Below are 15,274 nucleotides of genomic sequence, written 5' to 3'. Positions count from 1 at the left end.
CTAGCGCAGCGGCGCGGATCGAATCGCCACGGCCGCGGCCCCATCCGGGCCGGCCCGTCCCCGGTGACGTGGGGTGCTGAGCAACGCCCTGATCGGCCTCCGCGAGGGACTGGAAGCGGCCCTGGTGGTCTCCATCCTGGTCGCCTTCCTGGTGCGCAGCGACCGCCGGCGGTCGCTGCCCTGGGTGTGGGCCGGCGTCGCGGTCGCGGTGGTGATCAGCATCGCCGTCGGCGCCCTGCTCACCTTCACCTCCAACGCGATGTCGTTCGAGACCCAGGAGGCGTTCGGCGGCGGCATGTCCATCGTCGCGGTCGGCTTCGTCACCTGGATGATCTTCTGGATGCGGCGCACCGCACGCGCGCTGTCCGGCGAGCTGCGCGACAGGTTGGAGCAGGCACTCCAGATCGGCTCGTGGGCCGTCGTGCTGATGGCTTTCCTCGCGGTCGGGCGGGAAGGGCTCGAGACGGCCGTGTTCTTCTGGGCCGCCACACAGGCCGCCGGATCGACCGCCTCGCCGCTGCTCGGCTTCCTCGTCGGCATCGCGGTCGCGGTCGGGTTGGCGTACCTGATCTACCGGGGCGCGGTCCGGATCAACATGGCCAAGTTCTTCAAGGTCACCGGCATCCTGCTGATCTTCGTCGCGGCCGGCATCCTGGCCTACGGCATGCACGACCTGCAGGAGGCGGACATCCTCCCGGGCCTGAACACACTGGCGTTCGACATCAGCGCCGCCGTCCCGGCCGACTCCTGGTACGGGACGTTACTGAAGGGCATCTTCAACCTCTCCCCCCGGACCTCGGTGCTAGAGGCCGCCGTCTGGGTGCTCTACGTGGGCGTCGTGCTCACGCTGTTCCTGCTCCCGGGCCGCGCCCGCACCGCGGCCACCGCCTCGGCAGCGACCTGACCCGCCAGTACCCCCGAAGCAGTACTCCCGCAGCGTCAAGGAGTTCACCGTGCCCCGCCCGACCGCCGCACGCTCCATACCCGTCTCGCTAGCGTCGCTGGCCTCGCTCGCGCTGCTCGCCGGCTGTTCCGGCGGCGGCCCGGCGAGCTCAGGCAGCGGCACCGCCGAGGGTGCCGGTTCCATTACCGTGAACGCCTCGGACACCGCCTGCGAGCTGACCAAGCAGGAGGCGCCGGCCGGCAAGATCACCTTCGAGATCGCCAACAAGGGCAGCAAGGTCACCGAGTTCTACCTCTACGGGACCGGCGACCGGATCATGGGCGAGGTGGAGAACATCGGCCCCGGGCTGACCCGGCGGCTGATCGTGGAGGCGCCCGACGGCGGCACGTACACCACCGCCTGCAAGCCGGGCATGGTCGGCGACGGCATCCGCGCCCCGTTCACCGTGAGCGGCCAGGCGAACCGGTCGGTGGACACGAACGCCCGGCTGGCCGAGGCCACCGCGAGCTACAAGCGCTACGTGACCTCGCAGATCGAGGCGCTGGTGCCCAAGACCGAGGAGTTCGTGACCACCGTCAAGGCCGGCAACGTGGCGGCCGCGAAGGCGCAGTTCCCGCTGGCCAGGACGTACTGGGAACGGATCGAGCCGGTCGCCGAGTCGTTCGGTGACCTGGACCCGAAGATGGACGGCCGGGAGGACGACGAGCGAGCCCCCGGCGAGCAGTTCACCGGCTACCACCGGCTGGAGAAGGACCTCTGGGTCGACGGGCTGAAGGCCGACTCGCCCGCCATCGCCGACAAGCTGCTGGCCGACATGAAGGAGCTGCAGGCCCGGGTCGCGACCGTGGAGCTGACCCCGGTGCAGCTGGCCAACGGCGCCAAGGAGCTGCTGGACGAGGTCGCCACCGGCAAGATCACCGGTGAGGAGGACCGCTACTCGCACACCGACCTGTGGGACTTCAAGGCCAACGTGGAGGGGTCCCAGGCCGCCGTCGCCGCGCTGCGCCCCGTGATCGACGAGAAGGACAAGAACCTCGGCCCGACGCTGGATCAGCGCTTCGCCGCGGTGGACACGCTGCTGGAGGGCTACCGCGACGGCGACGGCTTCAAGCTGTACACCCAGCTGACCCCCGACGACACGAAGAAGATGGCGGCCGCCGTGGACGCGCTCGGCGAGCCGGTCAGCCACGTCGCGGGGGTGGTGACGACACCGTGAGCTCGCCCGGGCCCGACACCACCGGCTCGCCCGCGATGTCCCGGCGGCGCCTGTTCGGGCTGGCCGGTGCCGGGGCCGCGCTGGCCGGCGCGGGCGCCGCGATCGCCGGCACGGTGGTGTCCCGCTCGGCCGAGCCGGCCATGGAGGCCGCCGCCCGGGAGGAGGCGGCCCGGGACTCGGTGCCGTTCCGGGGCCAGCACCAGGCCGGCATCGTCACCCCGGCGCAGGACCGGCTGCACTTCGTCGCCCTCGACGTCACCACCACCGAACGCGCCGCCCTCGTCGACCTGCTGCGCCGGTGGACCAGGGCGGCCGAGCGGATGACCGCCGGCGCCGAGGTCAGCCCGCTCGGCGCGCTCGGGGGCAACCCGGACGCGCCGCCGGCGGACAACGGGGAGGCGCTCGGCCTGCCGGCGTCCCAGCTCACCCTCACCCTCGGGCTGGGCGGCTCGCTGTTCGACGGGCGGTTCGGGCTGGCCGGCGCCAAGCCGGCGGGGCTGGCCGAGCTGCCCCACTTCCAGCTCGACCAGCTCGACCCCAAGCGCAGCGGCGGTGACCTGTGCATCCAGGCCTGCGCGAACGATCCGCAGGTGGCGGTACACGCGATCCGGCACCTGGTCCGGATGGGGTTCGGCACGACGTCGGTCCGGTGGTCCCAGCTCGGCTTCGGCCGGACCTCCTCCACCTCGACCGCCCAGCTCACCCCGCGCAATCTGTTCGGTTTCAAGGACGGCACGAACAACATCAAGGCGGAGGACCCGGCCGCGCTGGGTGACCACGTCTGGGTGGCCCCCGGCGACGGGCCGGACTGGCTGACCGGGGGCAGCTACCTGGTGGCCCGCCGGATCCGGATGCACATCGAGATCTGGGACCGCACCTCGCTGGCCGAGCAGGAGTCCATCATCGGCCGGCAGAAGGGCAGCGGGGCGCCGCCGGGCAAGCCGGGCGAGTTCGACCCGAGCGACTTCGCCATGGCCGCCAACGACGGCCGCCCGCTGATCGGCGAGAACGCACACATCCGGTTGGCCTCCGCCGCGGCGAACGGCGGGGCCCGGATCCTGCGCCGGGGTTACAACTTCGTGGACGGCGCGGACGGCAGCGGGCACCTGGACGCCGGCCTGTTCTTCCTGTGCTTCGCCCGCGACCCGCACCGCCAGTTCGTCCCCATGCAGCGCGCGCTGGCCAGCCAGGACAAGCTGATGGAGTACGTCGAGCACACCGGGTCCGGGCTGTTTGCCGTGCCACCGGGCGTCGGCCCGGACGGCTTCTGGGCCGACACCCTGTTCGGCTGACCCTGGTTAGCTCGTGAGTGGCGAGTGGTCCTATCGGACCTCGCCACTCACCGGTCACCTGAGCAGGGCGCGCAGCACGCGGGCGTTGCCGTCCGGGTCGGGGGCGCAGCCGGTGATGGCCGGGGTGTGCACGAAGGACTCGACGATGCGCACAACCGTGTAGGCCAGCTCCAGGGGCTCGAGGTCGATGGTGACCCGGCCGGCCGCGATGTCCTCGACGAGCAGCTCCCGGACCAGCTCGATCAGCCGGCGCTGGAACAGGCTCGCGTCGTGGGTGAGCAGCCGGACGAACATCTCGCTCTCCTCCGAGGCCAGCTGCCGGTGGCCGGGGTGGGCGAGCACCTCCCGCACCCAGCGGCCGAGCACCTCGGCGGTGTGGCTGTGCTGACCCGGCTGACCCGGCTGACCCGGCTGACCCGGCTGACGCGGCCGGGCCGGCCCCTCCGCCTCGACCTGCTCGTGCAGCCGGGTCAGCGCCCGCTCGGAGCTCACCCAGAGCACCTCGACCAGCAGCTGCTCCCGGGTGCCGACCCAGCGGTGCAGCGTCACCCGGCTGACGCCGAGCTCGGCGGCCAGCGCCTGGATGTCCAGCTTGCGGCCCTGGTTGAACCAGTGCCGCGCGGCGGCCAGCGCGTCCAGCGGGGTGGGCCTGGCCGGCGCGCGGGTGCCTGTGAGCTGGCGTTGCAGCGGGGTCGGCGGCTCGCCCGGCGCGGACCCATCCCGGCTCATGCCTCCGACGGTAGCCCGGAGACGAAGTCCTCGACGATCCGGGCGATCTCGGCAGGGCGTTCCTGCGGCACCAGGTGCCCCTCACCGTCCAGCACCAGTGTCCGGCCGTTCGGGAACCGGCGGGCGCCGGCCAGCTGCAGCTCGGGGTCCACCGACCGGTCGTCGCCGGGGATGACGAACAGCCAGGGCTGGGTCAGCTTCGGCAGCAGTTGCTCGGACTCGTCGAGGAACAGCTCGACCTCGCCGATGCTCTTCAGCGCGGCCAGCGGTACCAGCGCCGCCTCCCGCCCGGCCGCCGCGACCATCTCCTCCTGCCCCGGGTGGACGGTGAGCTGGCCGAGCGCCCCCGCGAACGCCGCCGGGTCGCCCTGCATCGCGGACAGCGCCGCAGTGAACTCCAGCACCTCCGGCGGGTTGCCCTGCACCGGCACCCCGGCCAGCCCGATCGCGGCGCGCACCAGCCCGGGGTGCCGCGCGGCCAGCCGCATGCCGACCGCGCTGCCCGTGGAGTGGCCGATGTACACCGCGTTCTCGACGCCGAGCTCATGCAGCACGGCGGCGATGTCGTCCGCGATCTCGGCCAGCGTGACCCCCTCGGTGACCCCCGCCGAGCGGCCGTGACCCCGGAAGTCCACCGTGATCGACCGGTAGCCCGGCAGCCGGTCGATCACCTCGCCGAAGAACCGCGAGGACACCAGGAAACCGTGCCCCCACACCAGCACCGGCTCGCCCGCGCCCCGGACCTCGTAGTAGGTCCGTACCCCCGCGCGCTCCACCGTCGGCATCGCTACCCCATTCCGTCTGGCCGTTGTCCATCCAGACAAATGTTACATCGATGCCAATGTGTTGCGAGACATGACATTTAGTCAAACGAGTTGCACATGCCGACAGGGAGCCGGCGAGGGAGGTGAGGGGTCACAGGGTCAGGCTTCGAGGAGCTGCTTGCCCCAGTAGCTGGTGGCGTCGGGGACACCTGTCGGGCAGGCGAACAGGCCGGAGCCGACATGGCGGATGTACTCGTTGAGCGCATCCTGGCTGCCCAGCTTGCGTTGCAGGGTTACGAACTGGGCCGGGTCCTTCATGTACGCGATGAAGAACAGCCCGGCGTCGAGGTCCCCGGTGCGCTCGTCGATCCCGTCGGTGAAGGAGTAACCCCGGCGCAGGATGCGCAGGCCGTCGTTGTTCTCGAACGCGGCGAGCCGGATGTGCGCGTCGTCGGCGATCGTGGTCGTGCCGTCCGGGCCCTTGGCGGCGAAGTCCGGGACGTCGAACTCAGCCTTGCCGGTCAGCGGGGCGCCGGTGTACTTCTCCCGGCCGAACACCGCCTCCTGGTCGGACAGCCGGTCCCGGTCCCACGCCTCCACGAAGATCCGGATCCGCCGGGAGACCAGGTAGCTGCCGCCCTTCATCCACGGCTGGGCCGCCTCGTCGCCGACCCAGACGAACTGCTCCAGCGCGTTCTTGTCGTCGCTCTTGATGTTGCGGGTGCCGTCCTTGAAACCCATCAGGTTGCGCTCGGTCTGCTGGTCGGTGCCGGTGGACGCGGTCCGGCCGAAGCCGAGCTGGGTCCACCGGGTGACCGCGGTGCCCTTGCCGAGGCGGGCCAGGTTGCGCACCGCGTGGAAGGCCACCGCCGGGTCGTTGGCGCAGGCCTGGATGCCGATGTCACCCCCGGTTCGGTTCGGGTCGAGGATCTCGCCGGGCAGCGCCGGCAGCGCGCTGAACGCCGCCGGCCGGTGCGCGGCGAGCCCGAACCGCTGGTCGAACAGCGACGGCCCGAAGCCGATGGTCACGGTCAGCTGCGACGGCGGCAGCCCGATCGTCTCCCCGGTGTCCGCCGGCGGCACCTCGCCCGCGTTGGACTCCCCGGGCACCATCACGCCCCTGGTCATCGCCTCGGCGGCGGCGGTCCAGGTCTTCAGCATGTCGATCAGGTCGGCCCGGCTGGTGCTCGTGACGTCGAACGCCGCGAACGCCAGCCGGTCCTGCACGTCGGTGTCGACACCGGCCTGGTTGCCCCCGTAGAACGGCACGGTGCCGGTCGCCGGGTCGGGCTGGCCGGCACAGCCGACCAGCCCGGCGCCCGCGACGCCCGCCAGCCCGAGCCCGGCGGCTCCGCCGAGCAGACCCCGCCGGGAAAATCTGGGACCCTTGGCGCGGTCCGACGAGACGGTCAAGTCAGACCACCTGGCCCGCGACCTTCGACAGCGGCTCGGCCAGCGCGTTCACCGCGTCCGCGAGCTTGCGCCGCTGGTCCTGCGGCACGGTGCTGTAGTCGACGTAGCCTGCGTTGTTGCCCGAGCCCTGCTTGTACCGCGACAGGCCGCTGACCACGTCGGTGAACCGGGCCTCGAGCTGCTGGGCCAGGTCCTGGTTCTTCGCCGCGAGAGCCGGCTTGAGCAGCTCGAAGCACTTGCGCGCGCCGTCGATGTTGGCCTGGAAGTCCCACAGGTCGGTGTGCGAGTAGCGGTCCTCCTCGCCGGTCACCTTGGAGGTGGAGACCTCGGTGAGCAGGTCACCGGCACCGTTGGCCAGCTGCGCCGGCTGGTAGGTCTCGGTAGCGACCTTGGTCTTCAGCGTGTTCACGTCGGCGTCCAGCTTGTCCGCGATCGGCGTCATGCCGGCCAGCGAGTTGTCCACCCAGAGCGCCTTCTCGATGCGGTGGAAGCCGGTCCACTGGGACGGGTCCTTCACGTCGTCGATGCGGGCGTCGACGTCCGGGTCGATGTCGCCGAAGCTCTCCGCCACCGGCTCCACGCTCTCGTAGTGCACCCGGGCCGGGGCGAACGCCGCCTTGGCCTTGGCGATGTCACCGGCCCGCACCGCGTCGGTGAACGTCTTGGTGGTGGGCACCAGCTGGTCCACCTCGGCCACGATGTAGTCGTGGTAGCCCTTGGTGGCGACGGCCAGCGAGGTGTCGGCCGGGGTGCTCGGGGCGCCGCCGGTCACGGTGAACGTCCAGGTGTCCTTGGCCCCGCCCGGGCAGTAGATGCTGTAGGCGCCGCCGCCGTCCAGGCGCAGGGAGAAGTCGCCGTTCAGGCCCGGCGTCAGGCTCTCCTTCTCGCCGAGGATCTTGCCGTCCTTCTGCAGCTCGGCCTCGGTGACCTTGGCGGAGCCGGAGTTGGTGATGGAAAACTTGACCGGGCCGGCCGGGACGCTGGCCGGGGTCGGCTCGCAGCCCGCGTCGGACAGCGCGATCTTCACCGCCGCGGTCGGCCCGCTCGGGGCGGCCGCGCCGGATCCGCCTGAGCTCCCACAACCGGCCAGCAAGGTGGCGGCGCAGACCAGCGCCGCCGCTCCCGCGAGCCTGTCCGCTCGAATCGAAGTCATGAGGTGGAGCCTTTCTAGCTCGTTCGAACATCGGCGGTCGGCAGCCATCGCGAGATCAGGGGTGGGACTCGTCCTGGCCGGGGTCAGTGCGGAAACAGCGGGCGGGGCACGCGGTCAGACGGGCCGGCTAGCCGGCCGACGCCGGGCTGGGCTCCTCGGCGGGCACCCGGCGGGCCGGCCCGCCCTGCGGCCAGAGCAGGTACACCATCAGCGGCACCAGGTACACGAACCAGGCCACCACCTCGATCAGCACCGGGTACGGCTGGATCCCGAGCACGCCGGTGACCAGCGAGGAGACCGGGGTACCCGGCAGCACCAGCCAGGACAGGTCGGCGACCCGCTGCTGGCCGAAGTTCACCCAGCCGGCCTCGTGCGCGGTGTGGAAGGCGGTCATCACCAGGCCGGCGGCCACCACGACCAGCACCACGCCGGTGATCCGGAAGAACTTGCTCAGATTGAGCCGGACACCGCCCTTGTAGATGCCGTAACCCAGCACCACCGCGAGCACGACGCCGATCAGCGCGCCGGAGCCGGCCAGTAGCGGCGAGGTGCTGGCCTGGAAGGCGGCCAGCAGGAAGACGGCGGTCTCGAAGCCCTCGCGCAGCACGGCGAGGAACGCCATGACCACCAGCGCGGTGGCCGAGCCCCGGGCCAGCGCCGCGCCGGCCTGGCCCTCCAGCTCGCCCTTGAGATCCCGCGAGTGCTTGCGCATCCACATGACCATGTAGGTCACCATGGCGACCGCGAACAGCCCGATCACCGTCTCGAGGCCCTCTTGCTCCGCCTGCGGCAGGTCGGCGGAAATGATCTCCAGCACGACTCCGACCACGATGCAGATCAGCACCGCCGCGACGACCCCGAGCCAGACCTGGCGGAGCGCGTCACGCCGTCCCTGCCGTCCGAGAAACCCAGCGACGATGCCGACGATGAGTGATGCTTCGAGACCTTCACGGAGCCCGATGACAAACGTGGGCAGCATCGCGCGGTCGACCTCCTCCGATTGGCGCGATCAGGCTAGGCTCGGCTAATCAAAGGTGTCAATCAGTTGGTGAGCCAAGGCTCAGAACACTTCGCCGGAGCATAGGCTTACCCAACAGAGTGAGTGGGTCAACTACCCTCAACGCTGCCCGTTCGGCCAGAACCGGTTCCAGTCGTCGGCGCCCAGCTGGTGCGAATCCAGGCCGGCCACGCGCGCCGACCGCTCGGCGGTGCGCACGTCGGCGGCGAACCGCCGGGCCGCCGCGCGCAACACCTGCTCGGGGTCCGTACCGGCCAGTTTGACCTCGGCCACCAGCGCGAACAGTCGCTCGCCCGGCCCGTTGCCAAGGCTTGCCTCGGCGGTCAGCGCGGCAGGTAGGCCAGCCTTGCCAGCCCGCGACACCAGCTTCGCGGCCAGCGCGGCGGCGGGCTGGCTCAGCGCCACGCCGTCCACGCTGGACTCCCGGCGCTTCTCCGCCCGCTTGAGCTCGTCCCAGCGCACTTCCTGATCGGACGCGGTACGCACCTTGTCGGCCGGCGCGACCTCGGCGGCGAACACGTGCGGGTGCCGGTCGACGAGCTTTCGTACCAGGTCAGCGGCCACTTCATCGATGCCGAACGGGCCCGCGTCGGGTGGGTACGGCTTGACCCCGCCCTCCGCCGCGACCCTGGCGTGGAACAGCACCTGCAGCAGCACGTCGCCGAGCTCCTCGCGCAGTGCCGGGCGGTCGGCGTCCTCCACCGCCTGGTACAGCTCGTAGCACTCCTCGACCAGGTACTGCAGCAGCGAGAGGTGGGTCTGCTCGGCGTCCCACGGGCAGCCGCCGGGCGAGCGCAGCCGGTCCATCACCGCGACGGCGTCGAGCAGCGCCGCGCCGGGCGGCTCGGGCACCGTGAGCACCGCATCCGCGCTGGCCAGCAACGGGTGGGCGGGGTCGGTGGTGAGCAGCACACATGAGTCGGCGGGCCAGCCGACGGAGCCCGGCGTCGGGTCGGGAACGGGCGCCGCCCCGGCCGCCCCGGCGACCTCGGCGGGCACCGAGACATCGGCCAGCACGTGTTCGGCGCCGCGCAGGGCGGGCAGCGCGGCGGCCGGGAGCACCGCGCCCAGCCGGCCGGACAGCACCACGAGCGTTCGGGCCATGACTCTCAGTTCAGTCTCAGAAGATCCAGTCTCAGGAAAGGACCGCGGGCAACACGACGCTGGGCTGCTGGCCGGGCGGCAGCACGGACAGGAACAGCGGGTCCCAGGTGCCGTAGCGCGGGTTGACCCGCACGCCCAGCTCCTCGGCCAACGGCTGGGTGAGCCGGCGGCCGATCTGGTCCATGGTCTGCTCGCCGAGCTGGGCGACCGAGGTCGCAGTCGGGTCGCCGACGGGCGGGGCGTCGATGCTCCGCCTGGTCACCCGCACCACGGTCCACACGTCCGGGGACGCCGACGTCTGGGTGGCGACCACCTGGCCGGCCGGGGTGCCGAACAGGAACAGCGCGGCCGACTGCGGCACCAGCGCGGCCCGCAGCTGCAGGTTCTTCTGCGCGTTCGGGCCGTCAGCGGCCAGCACGGCGGAGGCCTGCACCGGGCCGGCGGCGAGCAGCCGCGCCTTGTTCAGCGCGTCGGGGCGCGACGTCGCGGTGGTGACGTCCACCGTGACCGCGAGCCGGTCCAGGTACTTGGTGGTGAGTGCCTCGGCGATCAGCTGGTCGCGGACCGCCTCCCGGGCGGCGCCTGGGTCGAACACCAGGTCGCCGTCCAGCATCTGGGTGGTCTCCGGCTTGGCGAGCTCCGCGTCCACCTGCTGGTCGTCGATTCTGATGCCGTCCCGCTGGGCGGACTGGGTGAGCAGCAGGTGCTGCACCTCCCGGGTGGCCACGAAGCGGGCGATGTCGCCCGGTGTGTTGCCCTGCCCGGTGAGCTGGCTCATCACGTCGGAGCGGCGCAGTACGTCGTCCACTCGGGCCTGCACATCGGTCAGGGACACCGAGCTGGACCCGACGATGACCGCCGCGCCGGCCTGGTTCGGCCCGCTGCCGCAGCCGGTCAGCACCGCGCAGGCGGCACCGAGGGCCAGGAACAGGACCGGGGCGCGACGGCGGGCACCCCGGGCCCTCTGGACCGCCCAGGGACCCGAGATACGACCTGAGCGTCGAACAGGCAACTGGTCGATCAGCACGGCCGTACTGTCTCACGCCCGGTCATGAGTGCTATGACCCGGCCGGCACCGGCGGCCGCACCTGCAGGTCGGCGATCAGCTTGGCGCACCAGTCGAGCAGTTCGGTGTCCCGCATCGGAGCGGCGCCCATGCGCTGCCCGCCACCGTCCGCCCCGGCCGCCGGGCGCGGCACCACCACGGTCTTCGCCCCCGCCTTGTAGATTGAGCGGGGGTGCAGCCGGCGCAGCCGCAGCTGGGCGGAGTCGGGCAGCTCCAGCGGGGTGAACCGGACCGAGCTGCCGAGCAGTGCCACGTCGCCGACCCCCAGGCGGCGGCAGGTCTGCCGGAAGCGGGCCACCGAGATCAGGTTGCGCACCGGCTCCGGCGGCGTGCCGTACCGGTCGGTGAGCTCTTCGGAGATGGCGGTCAGAGCGGTCTCGTCGCCGGCTTCGGCGATCTTGCGGTACACCTCGAGGCGCAGCCGCTCGCCGGTCACGTAGTCGTGCGGCACATGTGCGTCCACCGGCAGCTCGACGCGCACGTCGGCCAGCACCTCGGCCTCCTCGCCGGCCCCCGCGCCGCCCTGCTGGCGGAACGCGGCGACCGCCTCGCCGACCAGCCGGACGTAGAGGTCGAAGCCGACGCCCGCGATGTGCCCGGACTGCTCGGCACCCAGGATGTTGCCGGCGCCGCGGATCTCCAGGTCCTTCATCGCCACCGCGGTACCCGAACCCAGCTCGGAGTGCTGCGCGATGGTGGCCAGGCGGTCGTGCGCGGTCTCGGTGAGCGGCGACTCCGGCGGGTACAGGAAGTAGGCGTAGCCGCGCTCACGCCCCCGCCCGACCCGGCCGCGCAGCTGGTGCAGCTGGGACAGCCCCAGGTTCTCCGAGCGCTCCACGATCAGCGTGTTGGCGTTGGAGATGTCCAGCCCGTTCTCCACGATCGTCGTGCAGACCAGGACGTCGTACTCGTTCTGCCAGAAGCCGGCGACGGTGCGCTCGAGCAGGTCCTCGTTCATCTGCCCGTGCGCCACCGCGACCCGTGCCTCGGGCACCAGATCGCGCACCGTGGCGGCCGCCCGGTCGATGCTCGACACCCGGTTGTGCACGTAGAACACCTGGCCGTCGCGCAGCAGCTCGCGGCGGATCGCGGCGCCCACCTGCTTGCTGTCGAAGGCGCCCACGTAGGTCAGCACCGGGTGCCGCTCCTCCGGCGGGGTCGCGATGGTCGACAGCTCGCGGATGCCGGCCAGGCTCATCTCCAGCGTCCTCGGGATGGGCGTCGCGGACATGGCCAGCACGTCGACGTGCGCGCGCAGCGCGGTGATGTGCTCCTTGTGCTCCACCCCGAAGCGCTGCTCCTCGTCCACGATGACGAGGCCGAGGTCCTTCCAGCGGACCGAGGACTGCAGCAGCCGGTGGGTGCCGATCACCACGTCCACGGTGCCGTCGGCCAGCCCCTTGATGGTCTCGGCGGCCTCGCTGTTGTCGGTGAACCGGGACAGCCCGCGCACGGTCACCGGGAACGCGCGCATCCGGTCGGCGAAGGTCTGCAGGTGCTGGCTGGCCAGCAGCGTGGTGGGCACCAGCACGGCGACCTGCTTGCCGTCCTGCACCGCCTTGAACGCCGCCCGCACCGCGATCTCGGTCTTGCCGAAGCCGACGTCGCCGGAGACCACCCGGTCCATCGGCACCGGCAGCTCCATGTCGGCCTTGACCTCGTTGATCGCGGCCAGCTGGTCCGGCGTCTCGGTGTACGGGAACGCGTCCTCCATCTCCCGCTGCCACGGGGTGTCCTTGGCGAACGCATGCCCCGGGCTGGCCTTGCGCGCGGCGTAGAGCTGGACCAGCTGGGCGGCGATCTGACGGACCGCGCGGCGTGCCTTGCTCTTGGTCTTCGCCCAGTCGCCGCCGCCCATCTTGTTCAGCGTCGGCTGCTCACCGCCCACGTAGCGGCTGATCTCGTCGAGCTGGTCGGTGGGCACGAAGAGCCGGTCCGGCTGACTGTGCCTTTCTCGCTTGCTCGAGGCGTACTCCAGCACCAGGTACTCGCGCTTGGCGCCGCTCACCGTGCGCTCGCGCATCTCCACGAACCGGCCGATGCCGTGCTGGCTGTGCACCACGTAGTCGCCGGGCTTGAGCGTCTCCAGCTCGACGGCGTTGCGCCGCCGGGTGGCGAGCTTGCGGGGCTCGCCGGTGGCTACCCGGTTGCCGGTCAGGTCGGACTCGGTGAGCACCAGCAGACCCAGCCCGGGGGCCGCGAAGCCGTCGCACAGCACGCCCCGGCTCACCGTGACGACGCCCTTCTCCGGCACCTCCGGCAGCCCGTCGGCGATCAGCCGCGCCGGCACCTCGGCCTCACCGAGCTGTTCGACGGCCCGCTGCGCGGTACCGGCGCCGGCCAGCAACAGCACCGCGGCGCCACCTTCGGCGGTGTGCTTGCGCAGGTCGTCCAGTGCCCTGGGCAGCTCACCGCGGTAGGACTCGACGGCCTGGAAACCCGGGCGGACGACGTTGTCGTCGGTGCTGGTCTGGGCGTCGGTGCCGAACGGGCTGAGCGTCCACCAGCGGCGGCCGGTGGCCAGCGCGTGCTCGGACACCTCGTCCAGGTCCCGGTAGGCCGAGGAGCCGAGGTCGATCGGGGCCTTCGCGTCCGGCCCGGTCGCGGCGGCCAGCCAGGACGCCTCGAGGAATTCCTGGCCGGTGCGCACCAGGTCACGGGCCCTGGTCCGGATCCGCTCCGGGTCGATCAGCAACACGTGCGCGCCGGGCGGCAGCAGGTCGGTGAGCAGGTCGAGGTTGCCCTCGCAGAGCACCGGGATGAGCGACTCCATGCCCTCGACCGGGATGCCCTCGGCCAGCTTGGCGAGCAGCTCGACCAGCGCCCGGTTGCTCGCGTGCTCCCGCGCCAGCTCGGCCGCCCTGGCCCGGACGGCGTCCGTGAGCAGCAGCTCCCGGCACGGCGGAGCGTCCAGGCGGTCCACCGCGCCGATGGTGCGCTGGTCGGCCACCGCGAACTGGCGCAGCTCGCTGACCTCGTCGCCCCACATCTCCACCCGGATCGGGTGCACGGCGGTCGGCGGGAACACGTCCACGATGCCGCCGCGCACCGCGAACTCGCCGCGCCCGGTGACCATGTCGACCCGGGTGTAGGCCAGCTCGACCAGCCGCTTCAGCAACTCGTCGAAGTCGTGCGTGTCACCGGTCGCCAACCCGATCGGCTCGAGCTCGCCGAGGCCGGGGGCGATGGGCTGGATCAGGCTGCGCACGGCGGCGACCACCACCCGCAGCCCGGTGTCACGTTGCGCCAGCCGGTGGAACAGCGCGATCCGCTTGCCGACGGTGTCGCTGCGCGGGGACAGCCGCTCGTGCGGCAACGTCTCCCAGGACGGCAGCACGGTCACCAGCTCCGGGCCGATGAGCTCGCCGAGCGCGGCGCCGAGGTCCTCGGACTCGCGCTCGGTGGCGGTGATCGCCAGCGTGGTGGGGGTGGCGGCGCCGGCCAGCGCGCCGGCTACCAGCGGACGCAGCGCGGCCGGACCCTCGATGCGCAGGCTGGGCACATCGAGTGACTCGATTACGGCGGCCAGCCCTGGGTCGGCCAGCGCGGCGGCCAGCAGTCCGGGGGAAGCGGTGGGCACATCGGACACTGGGGGTTCCTTCACGAGCAGGGGGAAACGCGCACACCGAACAGACCCCTGCCCGGGTCGAGCACCCCGGCGGAGCCTCCCTACCAAGGGTACGGGCTCGCCGGCAATGCTCGCCGCGCGCCCGGTACGGGCTCGCCGCCGTACCCGCGAGTCGGGCGTCTCAGCACACCGAGTCGGGGATCTCAGCACACCGGTGCTCGCGCGCCTAGGTGGCCCCGCACCGAAACCCTGGAGCATGATTGCGTCGATGAGCGGAGAGCGGGACCTGCGGCGGCTACTGGACGGGATGACCCCGGAGCAGGTACCCGGTGAGTACGTGTTCGTGCTGGCCCCGTCCGACGCCGCCGTCACCGGGGTGCCGGCCGGGCTGCACCCGGTGGTCACCGTCGCCGAGGACGAGGGCCTGACGCTCGTGCTGCCCAGGGAGGAGGCGGACCGGGCCGGGCTGGCGTACTCCTACGTCGCCGCGCGGATCACCCTGCGGGTGCACTCCGACCTCGCGGCGGTCGGGCTCACCGCGGCGGTCAGCGCACAGCTCGCAACCGGCGGGATCAGCTGCAACGTCGTCGCCGGCTACCACCACGACCACCTGTTCGTGCCGGCCGACCGGGCCGCCGACGCCCTGGCCCTGCTCACCGCGCTGGCCACGCCGCAGTCGGACGGCGCCGCGGCGAGCTGACCCCGAGCCGCCGCGCACCGGCAAGCCACACCCGCCCGCGGCCGCACCCGCGAGCACCGCACCCGCAAGTACGCACCCGCGAGCACCCGCAAGTACGCACCCGCGGCCAGCGGCGTGTTACCGAGCTGCACACGGTGCAGGTGGAACGGCCCGAAAACCTGCCTGGTGTGCAGCTCGGTAACAACAGGCCCGTTGGTCCGTGCGCGCCCGCGAGCACCGCACCTGGGCCGCCGCCACCGCACCCGCGCGCACCGCACCCGCGAGCACCGCAAGTACGCACCCGCGGCCAGCGGCGTGTTACCGAGCTGCACACGGTGCAGGTGGAACGGCCCGAAAACCTGCCTGGT

Annotated in this window: 12 protein-coding genes; 4 read left to right on the top strand and 8 right to left on the bottom strand. The window is 72.0% G+C overall.

Annotation, left to right across the window (positions count from 1 at the left end; all coding sequences use genetic code 11):
• Positions 1-73 precede the first annotated feature (73 nt).
• The 3 genes from efeU (ACTXG6_RS12400) to efeB (ACTXG6_RS12390) are packed head-to-tail and all read left to right on the top strand — an operon-like array spanning position 74 to position 3,412.
• On the top strand, positions 74-904 hold the full coding sequence (gene efeU, locus ACTXG6_RS12400) for an iron uptake transporter permease EfeU (RefSeq protein WP_445187926.1): 831 nt from the start codon (positions 74-76) through the stop codon (positions 902-904).
• Positions 905-953: 49 nt separating this feature from the next.
• Positions 954-2,120, top strand: a complete 1,167-nt coding sequence (gene efeO, locus ACTXG6_RS12395) for an iron uptake system protein EfeO (RefSeq protein WP_445187925.1) — start codon at positions 954-956, stop codon at positions 2,118-2,120.
• Positions 2,117-3,412: an iron uptake transporter deferrochelatase/peroxidase subunit gene (gene efeB, locus ACTXG6_RS12390; RefSeq protein WP_445187924.1), complete on the top strand. Its 1,296-nt coding sequence runs from the start codon at positions 2,117-2,119 to the stop codon at positions 3,410-3,412. The genes efeO (ACTXG6_RS12395) and efeB (ACTXG6_RS12390) overlap by 4 nt, the downstream gene beginning before the upstream one ends.
• A 54-nt stretch (positions 3,413-3,466) precedes the next feature.
• Here the strand turns inward: efeB (ACTXG6_RS12390) and ACTXG6_RS12385 are convergent, their stop codons facing one another.
• From ACTXG6_RS12385 to mfd, 8 genes are all read right to left on the bottom strand, one after another.
• Positions 3,467-4,141, bottom strand: coding sequence for a QsdR family transcriptional regulator (locus ACTXG6_RS12385; protein ID WP_445187923.1), 675 nt, complete (start codon positions 4,139-4,141; stop codon positions 3,467-3,469).
• Positions 4,138-4,926 (bottom strand): alpha/beta fold hydrolase, encoded by a 789-nt coding sequence (locus tag ACTXG6_RS12380; RefSeq protein WP_445187922.1) that lies wholly within the window; start codon positions 4,924-4,926, stop codon positions 4,138-4,140. The genes ACTXG6_RS12385 and ACTXG6_RS12380 overlap by 4 nt, the downstream gene beginning before the upstream one ends.
• 138 nt (positions 4,927-5,064) lie before the next feature.
• Positions 5,065-6,318, bottom strand: a complete 1,254-nt coding sequence (efeB, locus tag ACTXG6_RS12375) for an iron uptake transporter deferrochelatase/peroxidase subunit (RefSeq protein ID WP_445187921.1) — start codon at positions 6,316-6,318, stop codon at positions 5,065-5,067.
• A 1-nt stretch (position 6,319) separates the two neighbouring features.
• A complete protein-coding gene (efeO, locus tag ACTXG6_RS12370; RefSeq protein WP_445187920.1) occupies positions 6,320-7,471 on the bottom strand; it encodes an iron uptake system protein EfeO in 1,152 nt (383 codons plus the stop codon).
• 127 nt (positions 7,472-7,598) lie between these two features.
• A complete protein-coding gene (efeU, locus tag ACTXG6_RS12365; protein WP_445187919.1) occupies positions 7,599-8,450 on the bottom strand; it encodes an iron uptake transporter permease EfeU in 852 nt (283 codons plus the stop codon).
• 138 nt (positions 8,451-8,588) lie between these two features.
• Positions 8,589-9,593 carry a MazG family protein gene (locus ACTXG6_RS12360; protein ID WP_445187918.1) on the bottom strand — a complete coding sequence of 335 codons (1,005 nt, stop codon included), beginning with the start codon at positions 9,591-9,593 and terminating at the stop codon, positions 8,589-8,591.
• A gap of 31 nt (positions 9,594-9,624) precedes the next feature.
• Positions 9,625-10,620 carry a SurA N-terminal domain-containing protein gene (locus ACTXG6_RS12355; RefSeq protein WP_445187917.1) on the bottom strand — a complete coding sequence of 332 codons (996 nt, stop codon included), beginning with the start codon at positions 10,618-10,620 and terminating at the stop codon, positions 9,625-9,627.
• Positions 10,621-10,651: 31 nt separating this feature from the next.
• Positions 10,652-14,239 carry a transcription-repair coupling factor gene (gene mfd / locus ACTXG6_RS12350; protein ID WP_445189984.1) on the bottom strand — a complete coding sequence of 1,196 codons (3,588 nt, stop codon included), beginning with the start codon at positions 14,237-14,239 and terminating at the stop codon, positions 10,652-10,654.
• Between the two features lie 256 nt (positions 14,240-14,495).
• Between mfd and ACTXG6_RS12345 the strand changes: the two genes are divergently transcribed.
• Complete coding sequence (locus ACTXG6_RS12345) at positions 14,496-14,927, top strand: ACT domain-containing protein (RefSeq protein ID WP_445187916.1); 432 nt, start codon at positions 14,496-14,498, stop codon at positions 14,925-14,927.
• Positions 14,928-15,274: the final 347 nt, after the last annotated feature.

The organism is Pseudonocardia sp. Cha107L01 (genome assembly GCF_052566575.1).
This window is presented reverse-complemented; position numbering and strand designations above follow the sequence as displayed.

What these genes read in the sequence shown, in the direction of transcription:
- ACTXG6_RS12385 (WP_445187923.1), bottom strand. Translation starts at nt 4,141, where the DNA reads ATGAGCCGGGATGGGTCCGCGCCGGGCGAGCCGCCGACCCCGCTGCAA.
- ACTXG6_RS12345 (WP_445187916.1), top strand. Translation starts at nt 14,496, where the DNA reads ATGAGCGGAGAGCGGGACCTGCGGCGGCTACTGGACGGGATGACCCCG.
- efeU (WP_445187919.1), bottom strand. Translation starts at nt 8,450, where the DNA reads ATGCTGCCCACGTTTGTCATCGGGCTCCGTGAAGGTCTCGAAGCATCA.
- efeO (WP_445187920.1), bottom strand. Translation starts at nt 7,471, where the DNA reads ATGACTTCGATTCGAGCGGACAGGCTCGCGGGAGCGGCGGCGCTGGTC.
- ACTXG6_RS12380 (WP_445187922.1), bottom strand. Translation starts at nt 4,926, where the DNA reads ATGCCGACGGTGGAGCGCGCGGGGGTACGGACCTACTACGAGGTCCGG.
- ACTXG6_RS12360 (WP_445187918.1), bottom strand. Translation starts at nt 9,593, where the DNA reads ATGGCCCGAACGCTCGTGGTGCTGTCCGGCCGGCTGGGCGCGGTGCTC.